We start from the raw sequence: 23,652 nt of genomic DNA on the forward strand, positions 1-23,652 counted from the left end.
TCCTGCTATTCCTGCGGCATTACCGCTCGGCATCTTTTCCGTAGCATCTATGGAAGAGCCCCCTGCAGCTGCCCTGCTTCGGCACGACCGCAAGCTTCGTTCCCTTGAAGACCAGGTAGGAGTCACAGATACGGTCCAGCTCCTCGGGCTGGTGGGATGCCACAAGGATGGCTGCGCCTTCTTCTGCCATCCTGAACAGAGCGGCACATCCCCGCTCCGCCTTGTCCGGGTCGAGTGCATTGAGCGGCTCGTCCAGAAGGATATAGCTCGCCTGCGACGCATAGGCCATCGCCAGAAGGAGCTGCCGCTTCATACCCTGCGAATAGGTACGGACCGGACGTCCCGCAAAGCCTTCAATGCCGATAAGAGCTGCTGCCGTCCCGCTCTCCGCATCCGACTCCCAGAGCTCCTGCACGAGCTTCAGATGAAAGGTTCCCGTCTTCTGCGGATAGAGAAGGGATTCGTCAGAAGGCCCGAAAAAGAGTTTCGTCCGCACGTCCTGCCGTGCATAGACGCTCTCTCCGTCCAGAACGACGCTGCCATGCTTCATGAGCGAGGCCGTGCCCGAAAGAGCACGAAGAAGCGTCGTCTTGCCAAAGCCGTTCGGCGCCACAAGCCCGCAGATGCTCTTGGGCCTGAGCTCGAAACTGGCGTCCTCCAGGATGATATTGCGGCCATACCCGATGGTGGCATGCTGAAGGCTGAGCATCTTCCGTCACGCTCCCTGAGGCGCAAGACGCGCTGCCCTGTGCCAGCGCATGGCAGCATCCAGGGTGACAGCGCATATGACACAGATGGCAGCGCCCACAGCAAGCACGAGGCATCCGAAAGCAGGCGAAAGGGCGGCGCTGTCTGCAAGATCCATATAGGGAAAGATGCCGGCATAGCCGACGACCTTGGAGGGACAGGCATAGCTCATGGGAAGGAACGGCACGATTCCGCTCAGGGGAGAGCTTGCCAGATAGTACTGCGGCATCCCAGACAACAGTGCAAGGATCGCAAGGACCGCAGGGCCGGCAAATGCCTTCCCGAAAATCAGGGAGATAGCGCTCGCAGCGGCAGCCACAAAGCAGCTTGCAAGCACCAGGAGAGCAACTGTCCATGCCGCACATCCAGCAGCGCTCCAGACGATGGTCTGGCCCACTTGGCTATAGAGCACGGGATAGCTCGGATCTCCCAAGCCATTCCGCACAAGAGCTATTGCTGCAGCAGGCACAAGCGTGAGCAGGACCGCCGCTGCAGCACAGAGCATGCTGCACACGGACGATGATACGATACGGATGGCCGGATCTGCCGCCTGGCCCATGAGCCTTTGCTGCCCCACCGCACGCTGCACCAAGAAGGCAATGGCAAGCGAGGGCAGAAGCGCCAGAAGTGCCGGCATGGATGCAGGAGCAAGCGAGATGGCATCCAGAGCCGAAGCATCGAGCGACGTGCCGAGATAGTCAGGATCATCGAGGTCCCGCATCAGCTCAGCAAAGCGCAGGCGCAGCTCGTCCGTATCCCGATCTCCCGAGAGATATCCTTTGTCGATCATCTCGAGCTCGGCATTGCACCTTCTGATGACTGCATCGTAGAAGCTGCCAGCATCTTCTGCGGCCCCAGCATCTGAAAGCGCCTCTCTGCTTTCTGCCATGAGCTCTCTCATATCTTCCGGCATAGATGCAAGGTCTTCCGCAGAAGGTGTCGTCTGCCCCGCGATATCGAGGTTGATGCGCACCTCGTCCCGGAGCGTCTTTTCTCCGAAGGTCGGGAAGGGTATGAGCAGGGGTGCTGCCATAAGCAGTGCAGAGGCCATGCAGACGGCCCAGAGGCCGCGCTCCGCTACCAGAATCTGGACAAGCCGTCTACCATACCGCACAGCGCATCACCTGGCCTCGGCTAAAAATCCGACAGGGAACGTTTCAGCTTCAGCTCAAAGCATAGGTGATTCAGATGTCTTTCAGTTGGAAGCCCGCTTCATCTCCGGCGAAGCGCCCCTCCTCGGCGCCCAGCGGCAGGATTGCCCCCGATGGAGGTCCGTCAAGCCGCAGGGGCAGAGCTGCCCTTCCTGCTTGCAGCAGGAAGGGCATCCGAAGGTTCATGCTATGGCACAGGCCTACTTCCTGCATCCCGTCGCGACACGCACCGCCTCTTCCACATCGTCCGTCACGACAATGCGGTCAAGGTCTTCGGGCGAGATGTTTCCTGCTTCGAGCACAGAAGTGCGAAGCCAGGAGATGAGGCCCTCCCAGTAGTCTGTCCCCAGAAGCACGAGCGGCGCATAGTTCGTCTTGTGAGTCTGGATCAAGGTCACGAGCTCGAAGAGCTCATCGAGCGTGCCGAATCCTCCCGGGCAGACGATAGCGCCCGAAGAGTACTTCACGAACATCGTCTTCCTCACGAAGAAGTAGCGGAAGACCATGCCGATATTGACCCACTGGTTGAGCCCCTCTTCATGAGGAAGCTCGATGCCGAGGCCAACCGAGGTGCCGCCTGCCTCATAGGCACCGCGGTTTGCAGCCTCCATGATGCCCGGGCCGCCACCGGTGATCACGGCAAAGCCTGCCTTCGCGATGCCCTTGCCAATCTCCTGTGCCTTCTGGTACATCGGGTCGTCTTCTGGCGTACGTGCAGATCCGAAGACCGCAATGGCAGGCCCCAGCTCTGCAAGCGCACCAAAGCCATCCACGAACTCTGCCTGGATCCTCAGCACCCGCCATGGATCCTCGTGGAGCCAATTGGTATCGTGCTCGGGTGCCAGAAGGTTGCCGGATGTCGTATGTGCCGGCACCATCTTGCCGCGCAGAAGGATCGGGCCCTTCATGTACGACGTATCAGGGTTCTCTTCCTCAGGACGCTCCCTGTGCGTAGCCACGCTCGTGTGGACCGCGACCAGCTTGTCCTTCAGAGCGTCCTTCTTCTCCGCAGCCTTCTTCGACTTCTTCTTTGCTGCCATATCTCTCCTTGTTCATTATTCAGCGCAGTGCTTTTCAGGGTAGCAGCGCTCTTTCCAATTCCTGTAAGGGTCCCGTACGCAATGCGTGAGCCGGGGTACAATGGCTCCACCACAACGGAAAGGACACCCAGAACATGGCAGAAACGCTCGACTTCACCCGCCCGCTCTCTGAGCTTATGGATACCCATCCTTCTCTCAAGGAAGACCTGCATGAGCTCGATATCGAGGTGGAAGACCCTACCGAGACCATCCCCCAGCTTGCAAAGAGGCTCGACGTCGGTCTCCCCGTCATCGCAATGGCGCTCGAGGCTTCCGGATACACGGTCGAGGGCTATGACCCCAAGGACGATGAAGGTGCAGCCGACTCCCCGCTTCCCGATCTCATCGCAGCCCTCTTCGGCGTGGACAGGAACGGCAATCCCCTGCCCGACCCCGACTTCTCGCAGGAGTCCCTCTGCGCGACCGAGCTCGGCCATGAGCCAGCACCGGTGCTTCTCCATATGGAGGATGCTATCCGCCATGCCCAGCAGGAAGGCATCCTGCCGAAGGATGCAGGCAAGAAGGGCTGTGGCTGCCAGAAGAACGCTTAGGACAGCACGGCACATCTGGTGAAGAGTGGAAAGACGCCTTGAAGAGTCTTTCCACTCTTTTTCTTTGCGAAACCATGCCACGACCTGATAGGTTAACTAGCTCACACAACGCGATACGTTGAAAACGCGCTAACGCGCTAAAAATATTAGCGCATATGCGCTATTTTTTTCAGCGCATATGCGCTAACTGCTATCATCGTATTAGCGCGCAGTGCAGATCGGCGGAGGCGTCCATGGCAATACCAGCTGATATTTCCGAGCTCATCAGCGGAACAACAGTCGAATCGACACGAATCGAGTTCAAGTCTGACTTCAATCCAGAGCCAATCATCCATACCATTTGCGCCTTCGCCAACGATATAGACAACATTGGCGGCGGCTACATAATCATTGGCATCGAAGAAAAGGACTCGATTCCGCAGCTCCCACCAAAAGGCATCGACAAATCGCGTATCGACTCCATCCTGAAGAAGCTCGAGGGCTTCTGCCATTGCATCGAGCCGCTCTACGAACCCATTGTGGAACCAAAGCTTCTTGATGGACGCTATATCATCGCAATCTGGTGCCCCGGAGGCTTCGGGCGTCCCTACAAAGCTGCAAAGAATGTCTACAAGAACACTTCCGACAAGCGCTATTACATACGGAAGATGGCGAGCACAGTTGTAGCATCTCCGCAGGAAGAACGTGAGCTCTTCTACGTTTCCTCCAACATTCCCTTTGACGACAGGCCAAATCTGACGGCAAGCGTAGAAGCCCTCAGCAGGAACCGCATCCAAGATTATCTGCGCGAAGTTGGCAGCGCTCTCTACAACAGGTCCAAAGACATGAGTCTCGAAGCGCTCGCGGAGGATCTGCAGCTTCTCGCGGGACCTCCCGAAGACCTGCACCCCCGCAACGTCGGTATTCTCATGTTCTCGGATCATATCGAGCAGTACTTCAAGTATGCCCGCATCGAAGTCGTCAATCTGCCTGACCCCACGGGCAAGGATATGACCGAGAAAGTTTTCAAAGGGCCGATACAGACTCAGCTCAGCGACGCTCTCCTCTTCATCAAGAACTACATCATTGCAAGCAAGACAAACAAGTTGCCCAATAAGGCCGAAGCCCTCACTGTCTGGAATTATCCCTATGCCGCCGTCGAAGAGATTCTCTCGAATGCGGTATACCACCGCTCATACCAGATATCCGAGCCCATCGTTGTACGCATCACACCCAAATCCATGGAAATCACCAGCTATCCCGGCTTTGACAGGAGCATCACGGATGCCGATATTGCCGCGCGGCACATACAATCACGCATCTATCGGAATCGTCGCATTGGCGATTTCCTGAAGGAGCTGCATCTCATCGAGGGCCGCAACACCGGCTTTCCTACCGCATTTAAAGCCCTCCGCGAGAACGGTTCTGCCTTGCCTGCATTCCACATGGATCCTGATCGCAGCTACCTTTCGGTTGAGATTCCAGTGCATCCAGCTTTTGCGCCAAGGGATGCCAAGAAGCGCCACAGTGTCGAGCTTGAAAAGCGCGTTCTGGATGCCCTTGAAAATGAACCGCTGCTGATTTCCGAGCTCTCGCGCAAGATCGGCTATAAGAGATTGACTGCAAAGCTCCGCACAGTCGTAGACACGATGGCAGAGGACGGAAGGATTGTCCCCATCCATGATGGAGGAAGGATACGCTATAAAAAGGCACAAGGAGGAAGCCAGAAGGACGTCTAGGGCACAGCGCATCTGAGGACGAGCAAGGAAACGCTTTTGTACTTCCCGCCTTTCCATATCCGCCTCCAGCAGACAACCAACACCGTCGCTTCAGCAGCTCGATATTGATGGCAGCAGATCGGCCGGGCCCAGAAAGAGCCTACCTCGGAGCAGAATATCTCGTCCCTCTTCCCGTGCCAGAGAAAGAGGCATGCCCCTTGTCGATGAGGGCCTTCAGAATGGACAGGGCTTTCGTTTTTCCAAAGCCTGTCGCTTGAGCCAGTTCCGACATCTGGAAGGACTTCCCGACCAGCTCGCGATACACCTTCCTCTCGTCCTCGGAGATGGGCAGCTCCCTGCTTGCCAGGGGAAGCGTCACGCGGATCGAGTTCTCGTAGACCTCGAATTATGGCTGCCTCTCGAAGATGTGGCATGCTTTCCTGATTCTGGGAATTCCGGTCCTGAATCTCTCAATCAGATGCAGCCGGAAGAAGACATTCCCCAGTATCGGATTCCTCAGCTTTGAGACCTGGCCGTCCAGATATTCCTGAACGCTGATTCCCGACGGAAGGCCTCACGGCGACGTAATCTCTACCCTATCCTGATACATCGCGACACGCACATTGGCATCGACGTCCCACGTCCTGTGCGCCAGAGCATTTGCAAGCGCCTCGCTCGTCAGCTTAAAGAAGGCAAGCATCGTCTTTCCGCTCTTTCCATCTCTTCGCATCTGCATTGCGCCAGAATTGCGCTAACGCGCTGAAACCACTAGCGCATATGCGCTATTTCTTGAAGCGCATAATGCTTCGCCGCTGGGATCTGCATCCCCGTCGCCTTGTCGCCAGAGGTCGCAGGACATAATTGGCTCCGCGATCAAGCGGCATGCCGGCTTTTCATGGCTGGCGAATATGCAGCTCACAGCCTTTGTCTCCAGCATTCATGAAAGCATTGGCCCCTTCAGGGCCAATCACCCCATCCCCGCGCCTTCGACCTATAGATTGCGCTGGAAACGCGCTAACGCGCTGAAACGTTTAGCGCATATGCGCTGGCGTATTTAGCGCATATGCGCTATTCGGTCCGGAGCATATGCGCCGGCATAGAGCGTGCTGCCTGCCTATACAGGGACAGCCCCCGCGCGAAGCAGGGGCTGTCCCAGGGGAGATAATTGGGGGGAATCGATTCGGGAGATTAGAGCTCGAGGTTCTTGGACGTCTCCTTGCTGAACATGTGGATGACAGAGGTCGGGAACGTGTATTCGACCTTGTCGCCGAGACGGTAGTTGGCAGCGTGGCCGTTGCCCTCCTCCATCATGTTGACGACAGCGATGACATCCTGGCCGAGGCTCGTCATGTGCAGGTGCACCGTGGAGCCCATCATCTCGGACACATCGACCGTGCCCTCGAGGCGCGGGCCATCCGTGACGCCGAGCGTGAGATGCTCAGGACGGACGCCGAGCGTGATGGTCTGGGACTGCACGTCGTGGGAAGCGAGGTTGGCAGCCTTGTCCTTCGGCACCTTGATCGTGACATCGCCGAGCTTGACGGCGTAGTCAGCGCCGGAGCGGACGAGGTCGGCGTCGAAGAAGTTCATCTGCGGCACGCCGATGAAGCCTGCGACGAAGAGGTTGGCCGGCGTCTCGAAGACCTCCTGCGGGGTACCGATCTGCTGGACCTCGCCGTCCTTCATGACGACAATGCGGTCGCCCAAGGTCATTGCCTCGGTCTGGTCATGCGTGACGTACATGAAGGTCGTATCGATCTTCTGGCGCAGCTTGATGATCTCTGCGCGCATCTGGTTCCTGAGCTTTGCGTCGAGGTTCGAGAGCGGCTCGTCCATGAGGAGGACCTTCGGCTCACGTACGATGGCGCGGCCGATAGCGACACGCTGGCGCTGGCCGCCGGAGAGTGCCTTCGGCTTGCGGTCGAGGTACTGGGTGATGCCCAGGGTCTCTGCAGCCTCGCGGACCTTCTTGTCGATCTCGTCCTTCGGAAGCTTCCTCAGCTTCAGCGGGAATGCCATGTTGTCGTAGACGGTCATGTGCGGGTAGAGGGCGTAGGACTGGAAGACCATTGCGATATCGCGGTCCTTCGGCGCCACGTCGTTCATGAGCTTGCCGTCGATGTAGAGCTCGCCGCCGGAGATGGACTCAAGGCCTGCAACCATGCGCAGGGTCGTGGACTTGCCGCAGCCGGAAGGTCCGACGAGCACGATGAACTCGCGGTCCTTGATCTCGAGGTTGAAGTCCTCGACCGCGACGACACCTTCGTCCGTGACCTTGAGGTTCGCGTTGTGCTTCTTCTCCGGCTCCTTCTTGCCGAAGTGCTTCTTCTTGGCAGGCTCCGTATTCGGATAGATCTTGGTGATGTGCCTGAGGCTCACATCGGACATGCTACTTACCGTCCCTTCCATAGAGGTGAGTCATCGCAGCGAGGCGCTGGATGAGCTCGGGGCTTGCCTGGCCCGGGAGCAGCCGCCATTGCCAATTGCCGCCCAGAACACCAGGAATATTCATGCGTGACTCAGAACCAAGCTCGAGGTAGTCCTGCATCTGAGCCACAAAGAGATTGGCAATGCTGCTCATGCCGCCGCGGATGAATCCCCAGACGAAGTCCTCGTCGGACTTGATGCCCAGGTAGTCGCACGCCATTGCGACATCTTCCGGTGCCGCCTCGTGCTTCCAGGCGATGAGCGGTGGATTGTCGTGCGTGCCGGTATAGCACACGCAGTTCCAGATATGGCAATGGGGCATGTAGTCCGATCCCCCATCGCGCGAATCGAAGGCAAACTCGAGCACCTTCATGCCCGGGAAGCCGGAATCGAGGAGAAGCTGGCGCACTTCAGGCGTGGGATAGCCCAGGTCCTCGGCGATGAACGTGATGCCGGGGAACTGCTCCTTCAAGAGTCCCACGAGCTTCATGCCCGGACCCTTGACCCAATGTCCGTTGCGTGCCGTCTTCTCGCCGTAAGGCACAGCCCAGTACGACTCGAAGCCGCGGAAATGGTCGATGCGCAGGGCATCGTAGAGCCTGCCTGCGCCTGCGACGCGCTGGATCCACCAGGCGAAGCCGTCCTTCTCCATTGCGTCGTAGTCGTAGAGGGGGTTGCCCCAGAGCTGGCCGTCGGCGCTGAAGTAGTCAGGAGGAACTCCTGCCACCTCGTAGGGCACGTTCTTCTCGTCGAGCTGGAAGCACTGGGGGTTTGCCCAGACGTCGGCAGAATCCATTGCGACATAGATCGGCATGTCGCCCAGGATCTTCACGCCCTTGGCATGCGCGTAGGCGCGGAGCGCTTCCCACTGCTTGAAGAAGAGGTACTGCACATAGATGTAGTAATCGATATCGTCCTTGAGCTCAGAAGCGTAGCGCTTGAGCGCTTCGGGCTTCCTCAGCCTTGCATCCTCGTCTGGCCACTCGTTCCAGGCGACCATGCCGAAGTGCTCCTTGATGCTCATGAAGAGGGCATAGTCCTCGAGCCAGGTGGAATTGGCCTCGCGGAACTCCTTGACCTCGGCAGCGTCGCGGGAAAGTCCGCGCTTGGCTGCCTTCCGGAGGAGCTTCGGCCTCATCTCATAGAGCAGAGCATAGTCGACGCGCGCCGGATCCTCTCCCCAGGAGATGCCCTCCACCTCGTCTTTCTCGAGGAGACCGTCTGCGACGAGCAGGTCGAGATCGACGAAGTAGGGGTTTCCTGCGAAGGCCGACGGACTCTGGTAAGGGGAGTCGCCGTAGCTCGTCGGCCCGACGGGAAGGATCTGCCACCAGGACTGCTTGGCGTCGGCGAGGAAGTCCACGAACTCATAGGCTGCCTCGCCCAAGGTGCCGATGCCATGAGGAGAAGGGAGCGACGATATCGGAAGGATGATGCCGCTTGCACGTTTCATGAGATGAAGCCTATCCCTTGACTGCGCCAGCTGCGACACCCTTGATGATGTACTTCTGGCATGCGAAGTAGAAGATGATGACAGGAATGATGGACATGAGGATCAGTGCCATCGTGGCGCCGAGATCGACTGTGCCGTAGGAGCCCTTCAGATACTGGATCTGGATAGGAATCGTGCGGTACTTGTTGATGTCGAGCACCAAGTACGGCAGAAGGTAGTCGTTCCAGACCCACATGATCTCGAGGATGCCGACCGAGATGAGCGTCGGCTTGAGCATCGGGAGCACCACGCAGAAGAACGTACGGACGGGTCCGCAGCCGTCAATGGCGGCAGCTTCCTCGATCTCGAGCGGGATGGACTTGACGAAGCCTGTGAACATGAAGATGGCAAGGCCTGCGCCGAAGCCGAGGTAGATGACAGGAATGGTCCAAGGGGTGTTGAGCTGCAGGGTGTCTGCCGTCTTCGAGAGGGTGAACATGACCATCTGGAAGGGGACGACCATCGAGAAGATGCAGAGGTAGTAGATGATCTTGCAGAACTTCGAATTCACGCGGGCAATGTACCATGCTGCCATCGAGCAGAAGAAGAGGATCAGGAACGTGGAGAGCACGGTGATGAGCGCAGAGTAGCCTGCAGCCATCCAGAAGTTGTAGTTGCCGAACGTGACGCCGGTGATGAAGTTCTGCCAGCCTGCGAAGGACTCTGCCGTCGGCAGGGCGAACGTCTCGGTCTTGACGTAGGTGTTGAGCTTGAACGAGTTGATGACGACAGCGACGACCGGGAGCACCCAGATGAAGCAGATGATGGCGAAGATGACCGCGAGGGCTGTCTTTCCGTGCTTTTCGGACGTGAGCGTCTGCTGTGCTTGCTTCATTACTGCTGCACCTCCCTGGAGCGGGTGTACTTGAGCTGTGCCAGGCCCATGGCGGCAACAAGGATGAAGAAGATCACAGCCTTGGCCTGTGCCACGCCACGGTTCGCAGCGCCTGCCGTGTAGAACGTGTTGTAGATGTTCAGAGCCATCATTTCGGTCGTGTTGATCGTCGAGCCGTCGGCGAGCTGCGTGTACGGCAGGCCGCCCGTGAGCGCGAGGTTCTGATCGAAGAGCTTGAAGCCGTTCGTGAGGGTCAGGAACGTGCAGATCGTGATGGACGGCATGACATTCGGGATGATGACCTTGAAGAGGGTCTGCGCCTTGCTGGCGCCGTCGATCTTCGCTGCCTCGATCATGTCCTCAGGGACAGCCTGGAGGCCTGCGATGTAGATGATCATCATGTAGCCGATCTGCTGCCAGCACATGAGGATGATGAGGCCCCAGAAGCCGTACTTCGTCTCCAGGAGGATCGAGGTGCCGTACTGCTGCAGGATGCCGTCGAAGATCATGGACCAGATGTAGCCGAGGACGATGCCGCCGATCAGGTTAGGCATGAAGAAGATCGTGCGGAAGAGCGTCGATCCCTTGATGCCCTGCGTGAGCACATAGGCAACGAAGAAGGCGATCACGTTGATGAGGACGAGAAGGACGACTGCCGTGAGCGCCGTGTACCAGAACGAATGCTGGAAGGACTGGTCGGTAAGCGCTGCAGCGTAGTTGCTGAGACCGACGAACTTTGCATTGTTCGTCGTCTTGAACGAGCAGAACGACAGGTAGATGCCCTGGATGAACGGCCAGACGAAGCCGATCACGAAGGCAACGGTGACCGGGAGGATGAAGAGCCATGACCACTTCTTCGTGGCACGGATCTGCGAATTCTCGGCCAAAGCCTTGCTTTTCATATCTCACTCCTTTGCTTGGAACGTAAGAGGGGCGGGAACCAGGCGCGGACGCGTCCGGCTCCCGCCCTTGCTGAGACTGATTCAGCTGGCCTTAGCCATTGACCTTCTTGTAGTTGGAAGCCCAACCATCGACGAAGGCGGTCTTGACGTCAGCCCAGGTCGAATCGGAAGGATCTGCCGTGTAGGAGTTCAGAGCAGAGACGAGAGCAGCACGGTAGGCATCGACGTTCGGCTGGAAGTTCGTTGCCCAGTCCATCGTGTAGCAGCCCTTGTCCTGGTACTCCTTGGCGTTGTTGAGGTACGGGTTGTCGCCTTCCGGAGAGTTCTTGTACGGGAGGATGCCGAGGTTCTCGACCATGGTCTTGGAAGCGTCAGGATCGGAGACCAGCCAGACCATGAAGTCCATCGTGGCCTTCTTGTCCTCGTCGGAGGCGTTGTCGTTGATGGCCCAGCAGTTCTCGGTGCCGCAGTTCAGGCCGGCGTTCTCCTCGCCGTCAACGCCGCAGTAGTACGGGATGCAGCAGGAGTTTGCAACCTTGCCCTTGAAGTCCTTGTAGCCGAAGGAGCCGGTGAAGATGAAGGCTGCCTTGCCCTCTGCGAACTCGGTCGAAGGATCGTGGCCGCCCGTGGCGAGCGTGTTCGGCTCGACGAGGGAGTTGTTGATGGCGAGGTCGAAGAGCTTCTTGTAGTTCGGCAGATAGTCGCCGGTGATCGTTGCAGGGGCAGACGTCCACTTCGTGCCAGCCTTCTTCTCCTCGTAGAAGTACTCGAGGTTGGCAAGGTGGCCAGTGACACGCCAGGAAGCGGAGGAGTCCAGGTCGGTTGCGACGAAGGCGTCGAAGCCGAGCTTGGAAGCGTTCTTGTGGATGTCCTCGACGACGGTCTTGAGGGAGTCGAAGTCCTTGATGTCGTCGACGCTGTGGCCTGCCTTCTCGACGAGGTCCTTGTTCACGACGATGCCGTAGCACTCGTAGCAGTAGCCGATGGAGACGAGCTTGCCGGACTCGTCGTAGAGGTTGTAGTCATTCGTCGTGAGCTCGTTTGCGATGGGGGTGTCGGAGAGGTCCATTGCGTAGTCTGCCCACTCCTTGACGCCGGCCTGGTTGCCGATGACGAAGAGGGTCGGAGCCTCGGACTTGTCCATCTCGGACGTGAGCGTCTGCTCGTAGGTGCCGGAAGCTGCGGTCTGGACCTTGACCTTGACGTTAGGATACTTCTCCATGTAGTCGGAGGCGAGCTTCTGAGCTGCGGTATCGAGCTCAGGCTTGAAGTTCAGCCAATAGACGTTGCCGGAACGGTCGTCGGAGTTGGAGCTGGAAGAGCTCGAGCTCGAAGAATCGGAAGAGCTGGAGTTGCCGCAGGCAGCAAGACCAAGAGCTGCGAGACCTGCGCCGGCGCCACCGACGAACGACCTACGTGTAATCGACTTCATAGGAACTACTCCCCTTTCTTTGTCCGCCCTCCCTGGGCGGATGCCCTACAACGACTTAACGGTTCCACCAAGCCGCGGAGTCGTCTCCAACCGGATATGACGGTTGCCAGCACGTCCCTCAAGCACATCCACCAGAATGCGCACTGCTTCCTCTCCCAGACGATCCTTGGGCTGGCACAAGGTCGTCAGTGTCGGGATGAGGTAATTGGATATCTCGATGCCGTCGATTGCGATGACCGAGACGTCATCGGGCACGCGCTTTCCGGCATCGTAGAGGGCCTTGATAGCTGCGATCGCGAGCGTATCTGCGACCGCGAAGAGTGCGGTGAAATCCTCGCGCCTGTCGGCGAAGTCCTTCACGCACCTATAGGAGGAAGCGAGATCGAAGTCTGCCGCCTCCAGGACGAGATCGGGATCGGGCTCGATGCCCTCCTCACGCAGCGCCTTGCAGTAGCCTGCATAGCGGCGCTCGGAGATGGAGTGATCTTCCGGGTTGTCCAGAAGGATCGCAATCCTTCTGTGTCCCCTCGAGACCAGGTACTTCACGGCACGCTCGGCCTCTGCCTTGTCGTCGATTGCGACGGAGGAGTAGCTCGAGCGATCGAGGTTGCCGAAATGGTTCGTATACGTGCAGCACACATACGGAACCGTGAGCCCCTGCATCTCTGCCTTCGTATAGTCGTAGCGGCCGCCGAGGAAGATGACGCCGTTCAGGCGCTTGGACTGCACGAGCTCCGTGGCAGCCCTGACCTCGTCGTCGGTCGTGGAGACCTGGTGCAGCACCATCGTGTAGCCCGCTGCCTCGCACCCATGCTCGATCGTGCGGATGATGGGCGTGAAGAAGGGATTCGAGATGCCGCGGACCACAAGGCCAATGGCATTGACCTGGGTGCGGGCAAGGTCTCTGGCTGTGCTGTTCGGCGTGTAGTGCAGGTCGGACACAGCCTTCATGACCTTGTTTCTGACCTCGTCGGAGACGTCGGGATGGTTGTTGAGGACACGGGAGACCGTAGAGACCGAAACGCCGCAGTAGGCTGCGACATCCTTGATGGTCATTGCTCTCCCCTTCCATCCGTTACGTCCACCGATTCGTGAACGGTTATTCCTGTACGCATAACCGTTTCTGGTATCGTTTCTGGTAGCGTTACCGGAACCGTTGTCTACATAAAACCACCATCCCCTCATTCGGTCAATGCATGTGGGGCGAACGGTATTTTATGAGCGGCGAACGTTCGGAAAAGATTCTGCAAACGGTCTGCAAGGGTCTGGTCATGCCCCTGCAGCACAAGAGAGAGGAAGGACTGCATGGCTGAAAGCACACCTTCTGCCCTGAGGCAGAAGACCATCTATTCCATCTTTGTGAGAAACCATACGAAGGAGGGAACCTTCAGGGCGGCCCAGGCCGACCTCGGTCGCATCCGGGCGCTCGGCACAGACTATATATGGCTCATGCCAATCCATCCCGTCGGCAAGGTTGCCCGCAAGGGAGCGCTCGGCAGCCCCTACGCAATCTCTGACTACCGTGCCATCAATCCCGAGTACGGCACGCTCGAGGACTTCGCCGCCTTCGCCGACGCGGTCCATGCCCTCGGCATGAAGCTCATGATCGATGTGGTCTACAACCACACCTCTCCCGACTCCGTGCTCTGGCAGACACATCCCGAGTGGTTCTACCACAAGCCAGACGGCACGCCCGGAAACCATGTCGGCGACTGGTCTGACATCATCGACCTCGACTACACGCACACAGAGCTCTGGGACTACCAGATCGAGACGCTCTGCCAGTGGGCACACTACGTCGACGGGTTCCGCTGCGATGTAGCGTCGTTCGTGCCGGTGGAGTTCTGGAAGCGCGCCCGCGAGGAGGTCGCAAAGGTCCGTCCTGACTGCATCTGGCTCGCCGAGACGGTACACGCCTCCTTCGGCGACCTTATGAGGAGCAAGGGGCTCAACTGCGCCACGGACGACGAGGACTTCGAGGCCTTCGATATCGAGTATGAATACGATATCCGCGAGCTCTTCGAAGACGTGCTCAAGGGCAAAAAGCCGCTCTCTGCCTGGGCAGAAGCGCTCAATGGCCAGGAGACGCGCTATCCTGCCAACTACGACAAGCTCCGCTTCCTCGAGAACCACGATACGGAGCGCATCGCTTCCTTCGTGCACGACCCGAAGGCGCTTGCCGTCTTCACGGCTCTTGTCTTCTATCTCAAGGGCACGACCTTGATCTACGGCGGCCAGGAAATCGGCTCGACCTTGCGCCCCTCCCTCTTCGATAAGGACACGGTCCTCTGGGACTGGAGGCGCGCAGAGCTCGACGGACGCGACCTTTCCGACCTTATGGCACGCATGTCGAAGATCGCACACGAAGTCCTCGGCGGCGATGACACGTTCCAGGCAGCTGCAGACGACGAGCGGGGCATCATGGTCTGCCGCCGCGACGGCTTGCACCCGACGCTTGGCATCTTCCCGCTCAGGGGAAGGGACGCAGTGGCTGCCGTCGATCTTCCTGACGGCACCTATCGAAATCTCGTCACGGGCCAGCCTGTGACGGTATCCGATGGCACGGTCTCCCTTCCGGGCTGCGCCTGCATCATCGAGCGCTAGGCATCCCATAGAGCTACGCAGAAGGCCCCGCACGCCACAAAGAGGCGTGCGGGGCCTTCTCTTGCCTCTCTGTCGCTCTTACTGCTCGCGCAGGTAGTTCAGGAACGTGAGGGCAGCAAGCGAGAGCCCCTGCCCCAGGCGGTGCACCATATACATCGTGCGGAAGGCACGGATCTCGAGATGGTGGATCTCGAGCGTATCGGGGAGCTTTCCCAAGGCAAGCATCGGCAGAAGCGAGATGCCCAAGCCTGCATCGATGAGGGCAAGTATCGCATTGAAGTCAGACGTCTCGCAGCGCACGACCGCATGCCTGAGCTCCTTCTGGAGAAGAGGGGCCGTCTCGGTATCTGCGATGAAGCGCTCGTCCTTCAGAAGGTCGATGGGGATGGAGCTGCGTCCCTCTCCGAAGTGCCCGCGCTTCGAGACGACGACGATCTCATCCTTGTGGAAGAGCTTCGAGGAGAAGGAAGCAGGATCAAGCTTCTTCGGCACGAAGGCCACATCGACCGCACCCTCCGTGAGGAGCTTCTCCGCCTCGCCGTACGTCGACTCCGTGATATCGATCTCGATGTTGGGATGGTCCTCGGCAAAGGCGCCAAGCGGGCGTGCAAGCTTCCAGGACACGATAGAGGAGGGGGCAGCGATGCTCACGTTTCCCGACTCGAGGCCATTGATATCGTCGACCTTCATGGTGAGGCACTCGAACGACTGCACGACGGCGCGTGCCTCGGGCAGGAGCCTTTCCCCTTCCTTCGTGAGCCTTACCGTGCCTCCCGCCCTCTCGAACAGGCGCACGCCCCAGTCCTCTTCAAGCCCCTGCACCATGCGGCTCACCGATGACTGCGTATAGCCAAGCTGCTGGGCCGTACGGGTGAAGCTTCCGCATTCTGCTGCCTTCACGAATGCCTGGAACTTGTGGATGTTGGCCTCCATGCAATCCCTCTCATTCCGCTTCGGCTCCGGCATGCCGGAGCGCAGCTGCGCATTGAGAGCGCTATGGGCTACAGGCCACATCCGCACTCCTGCGTCTTCCAAGAGTCTATCTTCTACCACGGAATGGTCGGCATGCAGTTTCAATCTCTGGCACGGGTCTCCCGCTGCCGTTCACGGCACAATTTCCACCGTCCGGGATGCAGAACCCATAGCCTTATGGAGACAAGGTTCACACAGCCGTCTCTTTGGAGCATATATCTGCCACATCGGAGCAACGCAAAAAGGCCGGGCCTCCGAAGAGGCCCGGCCCACACCATCGATCTGTTTCGGGACCTAGATCCCCAGGGGCACCTTACAGGGCGCCCTTGATCATGATGTCGCCTTCCTTCATGATGACGTCCATCTTGTCCGGGTCGAGGTCGCGGATCTCCTTCAGAGGATCGCCGTTGACGACGAGGATGTCGGCGAGCTTGCCAGCCTCGACGGAGCCGAAGTCGTTCTCGTGGTGCACCATCTTGGCGCCGTTGAGGGTAGCTGCGACGATGGCATCCATGTTCGGGATCTCGCAGTGCTCGACCCAGGCGTATACCTCATCGAGCGTCGTGTAGCCGTACGGCGTGGAGAAGCTGAAGGAGTCGGAGCCGACCGTCAGCGTGACGCCGAGCTTGTAGGCGCGGTTGAGGTTTGCATAGGAGCGGGCAATGCCCTTCTCTGCATTGTTCTTGCCAGGCCACTTGTCGAGCTCGGGCGTCCACTCGGGAGGATACGTCGCGTACCAGGACGGCAGGAAGCCGACCGTCGGCGTGAAGAACGTGCCCTGCTGTGCCATGAGGTCCATGGTCTTGTCGTCGAGCTCGAAGCCGTGGATCAGCTGCTCTGCGCCGAAGCGGACGGAGTCATATGCGGCAGAGATCGAGTTGTAGGAGTGAGACCAGACCGGGATGCCGACCATTGCGCACTCGTCGCAGACAGCCTTGATCTCTTCCGTGCTCATGAGCTGGGCACGTCCCGAGTCCCAGCGCCAGATGCCGCCGCCGGTTGCCCAGATCTTGATTGCGTCAGGGTTCTCGCGCAGGCGCATGCGGATGGCATGGCGGAGCTCCCACGGACCGTCTACCTGGTCGCCCCAAGGATGGCCGTTCTTCGACATCTCGAACGGAAGCTTGTGGCAGTCGCCGTGTCCTGCCGTGCGGCAGAAGCCGAGGCCGGTTGCGAAGATGCGCGGGCCCTTCATGACGCCCATGTTGACGAGGTCACGGATAGCGATGCCGTTGCGGCCGATCTCGCAGACCGTCGTGAGGCCGTGGGTGACGGCGTCGTAGGCCTGCTTGACAGCGCATGCCTGCTTCTGTGCGACCGTCTCGATGACCCAGTCATTGTCGTTGTCCGTGAGGTTGCCGGAGAAGTGGATGTGGGTATCGATGATGCCCGGCATGACCGTCTTGCCGGTCGCGTCGATGATCTCGTACCCCTCAGGAATCTCCGTAGCCTCGCCGGCATACGTGATCTTCTTGTCGTCCACCAGGACAAGGGAATCCTCGACCGGAGACGCGCCGGTGCCGTCGACGAGCTTGCCGCCCTTGATAGCATACTTTGCCATTGCAAATCCTCCCAATCTTTCCAACCACGTTTCTTGACCAGCTATGCGTCGCCTTGTGGCGTATGCATACGTTTGGAGCTATGCAGCGTGCTTTGCTGCGGGGTGCGTGTCGGCTTCCATGTGCTTGTTGCCGAAGGCAACGAGGATGACGACGCCGATGAGGATCCAGGCACCCGTGATAATCCACTCGACCGTGTCGAGGGCTGCAGGGCTCATAGGCACGACCATGAGGCCGATGATGATGAGGCCGGCGATGATGGCGCAGGCGATGATGGGCTTGCCGCCATTGACCTTGTAGGGCCTCGGCAGATCCGGCTCGGTCTTGCGCAGCTTCAGGCAGGCGAAGCCGGCCATCGTGCATGCGAAGATGAAGCCGAGCGATGCGACGTTCGTGAGCGGCACGAGCATGTTCCTGCCGAGGAAGGGGCCGACGAGCGTCAGCACTGCCATGACCGTGTTGGCCTTCTTCGGAGCGCCCGAGACAGGATCGAGCTCTGCGAACGAGGAGGGAATCATTTCCTTCCTGCCCATGGCGAGCATGAGGCGGGCAGAAGCACCGAAGAACGAGTTCATGGGGCCGAGAGGGCCGAGCGTGCCGATGATGAGCATCGCGATGTAGAAGAAGATGTTGATGCGCTCGAGGACGGCCAGGGCAGGCACGGAGGACTTCACGAACTCATGCCAGTCGATGATCGTGCCGAACGAGTAGATGCAGACGAGGTAGAAGGCACCCGAAGCAAGAAGCGCGATGGCCGGGATCAGGCCGAACTTCTTCCAGTCGAGGTTCGCGGAGGCTTCCTCCGCCTGCTGCGGAATCGTGTCGAATCCTGCATAGAAGAACGGCGTCATGACCAAGACTGCGACGATGCCGCCCAGAAGCGAGGTCGCCTCGGTGGAGCTGCCGCCTGCCGCGTCATGCACCTGCGAGAACACCGGAAGCGCATTCGAGGGGGATCCCGTCATGAACGAGATGACCATGGCCAGCACCATGCCGCACAGAAGCGCCTTCGTGAGGAAGCTCGAGAGCTTCGCGGCTGCGCCGGCACCATGGAAGTTGAGGTAGATGACGAGGATGGCAGCAGCGAGCGCGATGACAGTCGGCCAGAGATAGACATCGGCGCCGAGAATCGTGTAGAGCTTCACGGAACGCAGCCATGCAAGGGCCGGGAACTCGGCGAAGCGGTCCGTCAGGAGCGTGGAGATCGCGATGGCCTCCCAGGGGCACAGCGGTGCATTGCCGAGCAGAAGCATCCAGCCGGTGAAGAAGCCGAGCTTGCGGCCGAACGTGCGGTCCACATACTCGATGATGCCGCCGGAGATCGGGATGGCTGCCGTCAGCTCGCCGAAGCACATGCCGATCGGCACGAGGAACACGGCACCGATCGCGAATGCGATCATGGCCGGAATCGGACCGCCGCCCAGAACCATCCAGTCGCCTACCAGCAGCACCCATCCGGTTCCGATGATGGCGCCGAAGCCGATCGTGAAGAAGTTGAAGAGCGTCAGCTCCTTCTTCATGCCCCCTTCTGCCGGTGCAGTCTCTGCCATATCTCTCTCCCCTCGCATGCACTCGCCCTGAAGGCGAAGATCCAGTTTGCGGGCAAGATGTGCCCGGTGCCTTGTCTTCGGCACAATTCAATGTTCGGAGAATCGCCTGTATTTCGCAAAGGTTTCGGGGATGCTGCAGGGCCGAGAGGGAGAATGCGGACCCTGAGCGGATTATGTTCGCAAAGGCTAACATAGCAATGCACGCTAGGGGTCATTCGGATGCTACATCACCGCAGGTAGATGCCTATATATGAGATGCCGTTCATCCGTTTTGAAAAAACGGCAAACGGTTTTCAGATTGCGAACAGGAACGCCCGAAATATGATCAGAGGCCCCTCCCGAGCAAACGATTGCCGGAAGGGGCCGTGACTACGATATGGGACGCGGGTCTACGCGAACTGGGAGCGGTAGAGCTCTGCATACACGCCGTGCGCCCTCAGCAGCTCCTCATGGGTGCCCTGCTCCACGATCGTGCCGTGGTCCATGACGAGGATGAGGTCGGCATCGACGATTGTCGAGAGGCGGTGCGCAATCACGAAGGACGTCCTGTTCTCCATGATGGCCTCCATAGCGCGGGTGATGGCCTGCTCAGTCCTCGTGTCGACGCTCGAGGTGGCCTCGTCGAGGATGAGCATCGCAGGGTCTGCGAGCATGGCGCGGGCAATCGTCAGGAGCTGGCGCTGGCCCTGCGAGATGCCTTCTCCGTCTGCTGTCACCATCGTGTCATAGCCCTTGGGAAGCGTCCTCACGAAGAAGTCCACATGCGCTGCCTTCGCCGCCGCCTCAATCTCCTCGCGCGTGGCGTCGGGCCTGCCGTAGGCGATATTCTCTGCAATCGTGCCCTCGAAGAGCCAGGTGTCCTGGAGCACCATGCCGAACTGGCATCTGAGCTCGTGGCGCGGGATATCCCTGATATCGACGCCGTCGAGCGTGATGGTGCCGCCGTCTATCTCATAGAAGCGCATGAGGAGATTGATGAGGGTCGTCTTGCCGGCACCCGTAGCGCCGACGATGGCGACCTTCTCCCCTGGCTCTGCGACAAGCGACACGTCGTGCATGAGCGTCTTCTCCGGACGATAGCCGAAGCGCACATGGGAGAACTCGATGCGACCACGCACCGGCTCGGGAAGCTCAGCGGGCTTCTCGGGGTCAGGCACGATCTCGTCCTCATCAAGCAGGTCGAAGACGCGCTCCGCTGCCGCCAAGGCACCCTGGAGCATGTTGACCGTGAGCGAGAGCTCGGTCAAGGGTTCCGAAGCTTCCGTCACATACTGGAAGAAGGCCTGGAAGACGCCTATCGTCATGCTCCCCTGAAGCAGCATGCCGCCTGCCATGATGCCGATCGTGACCTGTGCCAGGCGCACGATGAAGCGGATGGCAGGAGAGATCGCATTCGTGAGGAAGTCGGCATGCGCGCTCTCACGGGCAAGCGCCTCTGCCTCCGCCTCGATCGTAGCCTCGGTCTTGGCCTCGAGGCCATAGGCGGCAACGACGGCACGTCCTGCATAGGCTTCCTCGACAGAGCCCGTGAGCGTGCCGAGGAGTGCCTGGCGCTTTGCTGCCACATAGATCGTGCGTCCTGCCACGATCTTTGTCACGAGGAACGTGGCTGCCGCAAAGGCGACGAAGACAAGCGTCAGGAAGATGTTGTAGGTGAGCATCATGATCACGGAGCCTGCAAGCATCGTGGCCGCGATGATGAGCTGGAGGAGCCCGCGCTGCAGGACCTCGGAGATCTTGTCGAGGTCGTTCGTCGCACGCGAGATCGTGTCTCCCGGCTTGTGTGAGTCATAGTAGGCAAGCGGAAGACGCCCGAGCTTGTCTGCAATGCGCTCGCGGAGCTTGAGGTTGAGGCGCTCTGCGAAGGACTGCATGACCAGGGACTGGAGGGCATAGAAAGCCCAGGCGAAGGTCCAGATGCCAAGGTAGGCCAAGATCTCCTCCCCGCCATCACCGATCCTCACGACATAGACCTCTCCTGCTGCAAACGCAGCCTGGATGTTCTTCCAGATGAGGTCCACAAGGCCCGCCGAGTAGGCGACCGCCCAGAGCGTTCCCACCACATAGAAGATGGCAGAGATCGATGCCACGACAAGGCGCCACCTCTGGTCTCCTGCAACCTCCCAGAGACGCTTCGCGGTCTCCCAGGGGTGCTCGGGCACCTCCTCTTCGAGCTCTTCGTCGGAAAGGGAAAGAGCCTTCTTCTGCTCTTCATTCTTTCGGCCTTCATGCTTCTTCTCAGCGCGCTGCATCTGCGCCACCTCCCCTCTCCTGGGACTCGACAATGTCTCGATAGTCCTGGCAGCTCTCCATGAGCTCGTCGTGCGTGCCGATGCCGGAGATCTCGCCGTCCTTCAAGACCACGATCTTCGCTGCATCGCGGATCGTCGAGACGCGCTGGGCAATGATCAGGACCGCCGCATCGGAAAGCTCCTGCGAAAGGGCATGCCGAAGAGCTGCATCGGTCTTGTAGTCAAGTGCCGAGAACGAGTCATCGAAGATATAGAGATCTGCCTTCCTTGTGAGCGCACGTGCAATCGCCAGGCGCTGGCGCTGGCCGCCCGAGAAGTTCTTGCCGCCCTGGGCGACAGGAGCTGCGAGCCCTTCGGGAAGCTCTCGCACGAAGCTGGCCTGCGCGATATCGAGCGCATGCCAGAGTTCGTCGAGTGTGGCCTCGGGTGCGCCGTCACGCAGGTTCTCTGCAATGGTGCCGCTGAAGAGCCAGGCTGTCTGCGGCACATAGGCGATGCGGGACCTCAGATCCTTCTGCCTGATGTTCCTGATATCGTGGCCCAGGAACTCCGCCTTGCCTTCCGTCACATCGTGGAAGCGCAGCAGGAGCTTTGCAATCGTCGACTTGCCCGATCCCGTATTGCCGATGATGGCGGTGACAGCACCACGCGGAATCGTGAAGTCCATGTCCTTGAGCGTATCCTCCGAGGCATCCGCAAAGCGGAAGGAGGCATGGTCGAAGGAGGCGACGTCCTGGACGTCTGTGCCATCGAGCTCTTCCGGCGTTACGGGGTCCTGGATGGCAGGCACAGCCGTGAGCACTTCCTGCGCACGCGCCATGCATGCCATGGCTCGAGGCATCTGCAGAAGCGCGAACTGCGCCATCATCGAGAACCAGAGGATGAGGATCGCGTACTGCACAAGCGCCGAGATCGAGCCAATCTGCATCGCATGGGCGCCGACACGATCGGCGCCGAGCCAGAAGATCGCGAACTCGACGAAGTTCATGAAGCAGAAGCAGGTGGCATCCGTGATTGCGAAGATGAAGTTCACGCGGATGGCGTTTCTCGCATAGTCCTCGAACGTCTCGTCGAGGCGCTTCTTGGCATGTTCCTCCTTGCCGAAGGCACGGATCACGCGCGTGCCGGTGATGGCCTCGCGCAGGCGCGCGTTCATGCGGTCGATGAAGCCCTGGAGCCGAAGGAAGATCGGTGCCGACTTCTTGATGGCAAGGGCGGAGATTGCAAGGATCACAGCCGTCACAAGAAGGAGGAGCTGTCCCATCACGGCGTCTGTCGAATAGGCAAGCACGATTGCGACGACGCAGGTCACCGGGAAGGGGGCAAGCATCACGAATGACATGAGCAGCGTCTGCTGCACGACGTTGGCATCAGAGAGCGTGCGCGTGATCATGGAGCCCGTGCCGATCTGGGCAAACTCCGTGCCGGAAAGGTCGAGCGACTTCTTATAGACCGCCACCCTCAGATCGCGTCCCACATTGGCAGCAAAGCGCGAGGCTATCCAGTATGAGGCGACGCATCCTCCCGAGCCTATGACCGAAGCAAGCAGCATGGCTGTGCCATGGTGGATGAGCTCAGGCGTTCCTGCCCCCTCAATGGCAGCATTCATGAGAGCAGAGAGCTCTGTCGGAATGAAGAGCATGCCGCAGATATCGCAGAGCAGAAGCACGAGCGCAGCTACAGCCATCCCTCTGTAGGGACGTGCCAGCTTCACGAGAAGCGCCCATGAGGACTTCCTCTCAGCGGCTTTCGTCATTTCCATCTTCTGTCTCCTCCTTCCTTTTCTCTCTCAGAGCATCGATCTGACGGTCGATTGCCTCCGCATAGGCCCCGACGAGGCGGACAAGCTCTTCCTGGTCATGGGCCGAAAGGCCTGCAAATGCCCGCGTCTCTGCCTCCATGGCAGGCACGAGCCGCTCCTCGCAGAGGGCACGTCCCGCTTCGGTCAGGAGCACGACCTTGCACTTGCGGCTTCCCTCCTCGAACTCGAGGCGCACGAGCCCCTTTGCCTCGAGCGACTTGATAGCCGTATTGACGGTCTGCCGCGAGTAGGCAAAGGACTGCGCAAGCGAGCGCTGCGTCGCCTTGCCGCCGCAGTAGACGATCTCATAGAGCATCCAGTAGGCAGCATCAGACAGCCCGCAGCCCCGTGCCAGCTCATAGTAGAGGCGGTCCGACTCGCGGTAGAGCACGTCGAGATCTCGTGCGGTCGGTGCGTGGGCAGTTTCCTGCCCGTCTTCCCTCTCCATCGTTCCTCATTTTCATCCGGTTTCGGACAATGCGGAAGGTACATTAATCCGTATCCGGACAATTGTCAATGAGCTGCCAAGATTTTCTTGAGGTTCTTCCGAACTCCAGAAATCCCGATTCCGGTGTCTTGCCCTGGCCTCGGTATATGCACC

At 59.4% G+C, this 23,652-nt stretch carries 19 protein-coding genes and 1 pseudogene; 3 read left to right on the forward strand and 17 right to left on the reverse strand.

Annotated elements, in window-relative coordinates; translation table 11 throughout:
• Positions 1–19 precede the first annotated feature (19 nt).
• From VXJ24_RS07490 to VXJ24_RS07500, 3 genes are all read right to left on the reverse strand, one after another.
• A complete protein-coding gene (locus tag VXJ24_RS07490) occupies positions 20–709 on the reverse strand; it encodes an ATP-binding cassette domain-containing protein (RefSeq protein WP_330972304.1) in 690 nt (229 codons plus the stop codon).
• A 6-nt stretch (positions 710–715) separates the two neighbouring features.
• Complete coding sequence (locus VXJ24_RS07495; protein WP_330972305.1) at positions 716–1,780, reverse strand: hypothetical protein; 1,065 nt, start codon at positions 1,778–1,780, stop codon at positions 716–718.
• A 318-nt stretch (positions 1,781–2,098) separates the two neighbouring features.
• Entirely contained in the window at positions 2,099–2,938 is an 840-nt protein-coding gene (locus VXJ24_RS07500; RefSeq protein ID WP_330972306.1) for an LOG family protein, read from the reverse strand.
• Between the two features lie 134 nt (positions 2,939–3,072).
• Between VXJ24_RS07500 and VXJ24_RS07505 the strand changes: the two genes are divergently transcribed.
• Together VXJ24_RS07505 and VXJ24_RS07510 are read left to right on the forward strand one after the other, a co-directional pair.
• Entirely contained in the window at positions 3,073–3,528 is a 456-nt protein-coding gene (locus VXJ24_RS07505; protein WP_330972307.1) for a hypothetical protein, read from the forward strand.
• A 233-nt stretch (positions 3,529–3,761) separates the two neighbouring features.
• The gene (locus VXJ24_RS07510; RefSeq protein ID WP_330972308.1) at positions 3,762–5,246 is read left to right on the forward strand and encodes an RNA/DNA-binding domain-containing protein; all 1,485 of its coding nucleotides are present in this window, start codon (positions 3,762–3,764) and stop codon (positions 5,244–5,246) included.
• 385 nt (positions 5,247–5,631) lie between these two features.
• Here the strand turns inward: VXJ24_RS07510 and VXJ24_RS11500 are convergent.
• From VXJ24_RS11500 to VXJ24_RS07545, 8 genes and pseudogenes are all read right to left on the reverse strand, one after another.
• Positions 5,632–5,787 (reverse strand): annotated as a pseudogene (locus tag VXJ24_RS11500) (ATP-binding protein); the annotation flags it as partial.
• Between the two features lie 12 nt (positions 5,788–5,799).
• On the reverse strand, positions 5,800–5,925 hold the full coding sequence (locus tag VXJ24_RS07515; protein WP_330972309.1) for a hypothetical protein: 126 nt from the start codon (positions 5,923–5,925) through the stop codon (positions 5,800–5,802).
• Between the two features lie 488 nt (positions 5,926–6,413).
• Positions 6,414–7,613, reverse strand: a complete 1,200-nt coding sequence (locus tag VXJ24_RS07520; protein WP_330972310.1) for an ABC transporter ATP-binding protein — start codon at positions 7,611–7,613, stop codon at positions 6,414–6,416.
• A 1-nt stretch (position 7,614) separates the two neighbouring features.
• On the reverse strand, positions 7,615–9,105 hold the full coding sequence (malQ, locus tag VXJ24_RS07525; protein ID WP_330972311.1) for a 4-alpha-glucanotransferase: 1,491 nt from the start codon (positions 9,103–9,105) through the stop codon (positions 7,615–7,617).
• Positions 9,106–9,115: 10 nt separating this feature from the next.
• A complete protein-coding gene (locus VXJ24_RS07530) occupies positions 9,116–9,979 on the reverse strand; it encodes a carbohydrate ABC transporter permease (protein ID WP_330972312.1) in 864 nt (287 codons plus the stop codon).
• Positions 9,979–10,866 carry a carbohydrate ABC transporter permease gene (locus tag VXJ24_RS07535; protein ID WP_330972313.1) on the reverse strand — a complete coding sequence of 296 codons (888 nt, stop codon included), beginning with the start codon at positions 10,864–10,866 and terminating at the stop codon, positions 9,979–9,981. The genes VXJ24_RS07530 and VXJ24_RS07535 overlap by 1 nt, the downstream gene beginning before the upstream one ends.
• Before the next feature lie 106 nt (positions 10,867–10,972).
• Entirely contained in the window at positions 10,973–12,313 is a 1,341-nt protein-coding gene (locus VXJ24_RS07540; protein WP_330972314.1) for an ABC transporter substrate-binding protein, read from the reverse strand.
• A gap of 45 nt (positions 12,314–12,358) precedes the next feature.
• Positions 12,359–13,369: a LacI family DNA-binding transcriptional regulator gene (locus VXJ24_RS07545; protein ID WP_330972315.1), complete on the reverse strand. Its 1,011-nt coding sequence runs from the start codon at positions 13,367–13,369 to the stop codon at positions 12,359–12,361.
• A gap of 249 nt (positions 13,370–13,618) precedes the next feature.
• Between VXJ24_RS07545 and VXJ24_RS07550 the strand changes: the two genes are divergently transcribed.
• On the forward strand, positions 13,619–14,917 hold the full coding sequence (locus VXJ24_RS07550; RefSeq protein WP_330972316.1) for an alpha-amylase family glycosyl hydrolase: 1,299 nt from the start codon (positions 13,619–13,621) through the stop codon (positions 14,915–14,917).
• A gap of 78 nt (positions 14,918–14,995) precedes the next feature.
• On the opposite strand, the gene VXJ24_RS07555 is transcribed toward VXJ24_RS07550, so the two are convergent.
• The 6 genes from VXJ24_RS07555 to VXJ24_RS07580 form a co-directional block, all read right to left on the reverse strand.
• Positions 14,996–15,850, reverse strand: a complete 855-nt coding sequence (locus VXJ24_RS07555; protein WP_330972317.1) for a LysR family transcriptional regulator — start codon at positions 15,848–15,850, stop codon at positions 14,996–14,998.
• A 352-nt stretch (positions 15,851–16,202) separates the two neighbouring features.
• A complete protein-coding gene (locus VXJ24_RS07560) occupies positions 16,203–17,450 on the reverse strand; it encodes a metal-dependent hydrolase family protein (RefSeq protein WP_330972318.1) in 1,248 nt (415 codons plus the stop codon).
• Positions 17,451–17,528: 78 nt separating this feature from the next.
• Entirely contained in the window at positions 17,529–18,998 is a 1,470-nt protein-coding gene (locus tag VXJ24_RS07565; RefSeq protein ID WP_330972319.1) for an APC family permease, read from the reverse strand.
• A gap of 389 nt (positions 18,999–19,387) precedes the next feature.
• Positions 19,388–21,250: an ABC transporter ATP-binding protein gene (locus VXJ24_RS07570; protein ID WP_330972320.1), complete on the reverse strand. Its 1,863-nt coding sequence runs from the start codon at positions 21,248–21,250 to the stop codon at positions 19,388–19,390.
• Positions 21,237–23,012, reverse strand: a complete 1,776-nt coding sequence (locus VXJ24_RS07575; protein WP_330972321.1) for an ABC transporter ATP-binding protein — start codon at positions 23,010–23,012, stop codon at positions 21,237–21,239. The genes VXJ24_RS07570 and VXJ24_RS07575 overlap by 14 nt, the downstream gene beginning before the upstream one ends.
• Positions 22,990–23,499, reverse strand: a complete 510-nt coding sequence (locus VXJ24_RS07580) for a MarR family winged helix-turn-helix transcriptional regulator (protein WP_330972322.1) — start codon at positions 23,497–23,499, stop codon at positions 22,990–22,992. The genes VXJ24_RS07575 and VXJ24_RS07580 overlap by 23 nt, the downstream gene beginning before the upstream one ends.
• Positions 23,500–23,652 lie beyond the last annotated feature (153 nt).

It is taken from the genome of Olsenella kribbiana (assembly GCF_036408795.1).
Lineage (GTDB): Bacteria > Actinomycetota > Coriobacteriia > Coriobacteriales > Atopobiaceae > Olsenella_L > Olsenella_L kribbiana.

Bases quoted from the DNA above. Each gene is read 5' to 3' on its own strand.
- VXJ24_RS07490 (WP_330972304.1), bottom strand. From the start codon at position 709: ATGCTCAGCCTTCAGCATGCCACCATCGGGTATGGCCGCAATATCATC.
- VXJ24_RS07495 (WP_330972305.1), bottom strand. From the start codon at position 1,780: ATGGCAGCACCCCTGCTCATACCCTTCCCGACCTTCGGAGAAAAGACG.
- VXJ24_RS07500 (WP_330972306.1), bottom strand. From the start codon at position 2,938: ATGGCAGCAAAGAAGAAGTCGAAGAAGGCTGCGGAGAAGAAGGACGCT.
- VXJ24_RS07505 (WP_330972307.1), top strand. From the start codon at position 3,073: ATGGCAGAAACGCTCGACTTCACCCGCCCGCTCTCTGAGCTTATGGAT.
- VXJ24_RS07510 (WP_330972308.1), top strand. From the start codon at position 3,762: ATGGCAATACCAGCTGATATTTCCGAGCTCATCAGCGGAACAACAGTC.
- VXJ24_RS07515 (WP_330972309.1), bottom strand. From the start codon at position 5,925: ATGCTTGCCTTCTTTAAGCTGACGAGCGAGGCGCTTGCAAATGCTCTG.
- VXJ24_RS07520 (WP_330972310.1), bottom strand. From the start codon at position 7,613: ATGTCCGATGTGAGCCTCAGGCACATCACCAAGATCTATCCGAATACG.
- malQ (WP_330972311.1), bottom strand. From the start codon at position 9,105: ATGAAACGTGCAAGCGGCATCATCCTTCCGATATCGTCGCTCCCTTCT.
- VXJ24_RS07530 (WP_330972312.1), bottom strand. From the start codon at position 9,979: ATGAAGCAAGCACAGCAGACGCTCACGTCCGAAAAGCACGGAAAGACA.
- VXJ24_RS07540 (WP_330972314.1), bottom strand. From the start codon at position 12,313: ATGAAGTCGATTACACGTAGGTCGTTCGTCGGTGGCGCCGGCGCAGGT.
- VXJ24_RS07545 (WP_330972315.1), bottom strand. From the start codon at position 13,369: ATGACCATCAAGGATGTCGCAGCCTACTGCGGCGTTTCGGTCTCTACG.
- VXJ24_RS07550 (WP_330972316.1), top strand. From the start codon at position 13,619: ATGGCTGAAAGCACACCTTCTGCCCTGAGGCAGAAGACCATCTATTCC.
- VXJ24_RS07555 (WP_330972317.1), bottom strand. From the start codon at position 15,850: ATGGAGGCCAACATCCACAAGTTCCAGGCATTCGTGAAGGCAGCAGAA.
- VXJ24_RS07560 (WP_330972318.1), bottom strand. From the start codon at position 17,450: ATGGCAAAGTATGCTATCAAGGGCGGCAAGCTCGTCGACGGCACCGGC.
- VXJ24_RS07565 (WP_330972319.1), bottom strand. From the start codon at position 18,998: ATGGCAGAGACTGCACCGGCAGAAGGGGGCATGAAGAAGGAGCTGACG.
- VXJ24_RS07570 (WP_330972320.1), bottom strand. From the start codon at position 21,250: ATGCAGCGCGCTGAGAAGAAGCATGAAGGCCGAAAGAATGAAGAGCAG.
- VXJ24_RS07575 (WP_330972321.1), bottom strand. From the start codon at position 23,012: ATGGAAATGACGAAAGCCGCTGAGAGGAAGTCCTCATGGGCGCTTCTC.
- VXJ24_RS07580 (WP_330972322.1), bottom strand. From the start codon at position 23,499: ATGGAGAGGGAAGACGGGCAGGAAACTGCCCACGCACCGACCGCACGA.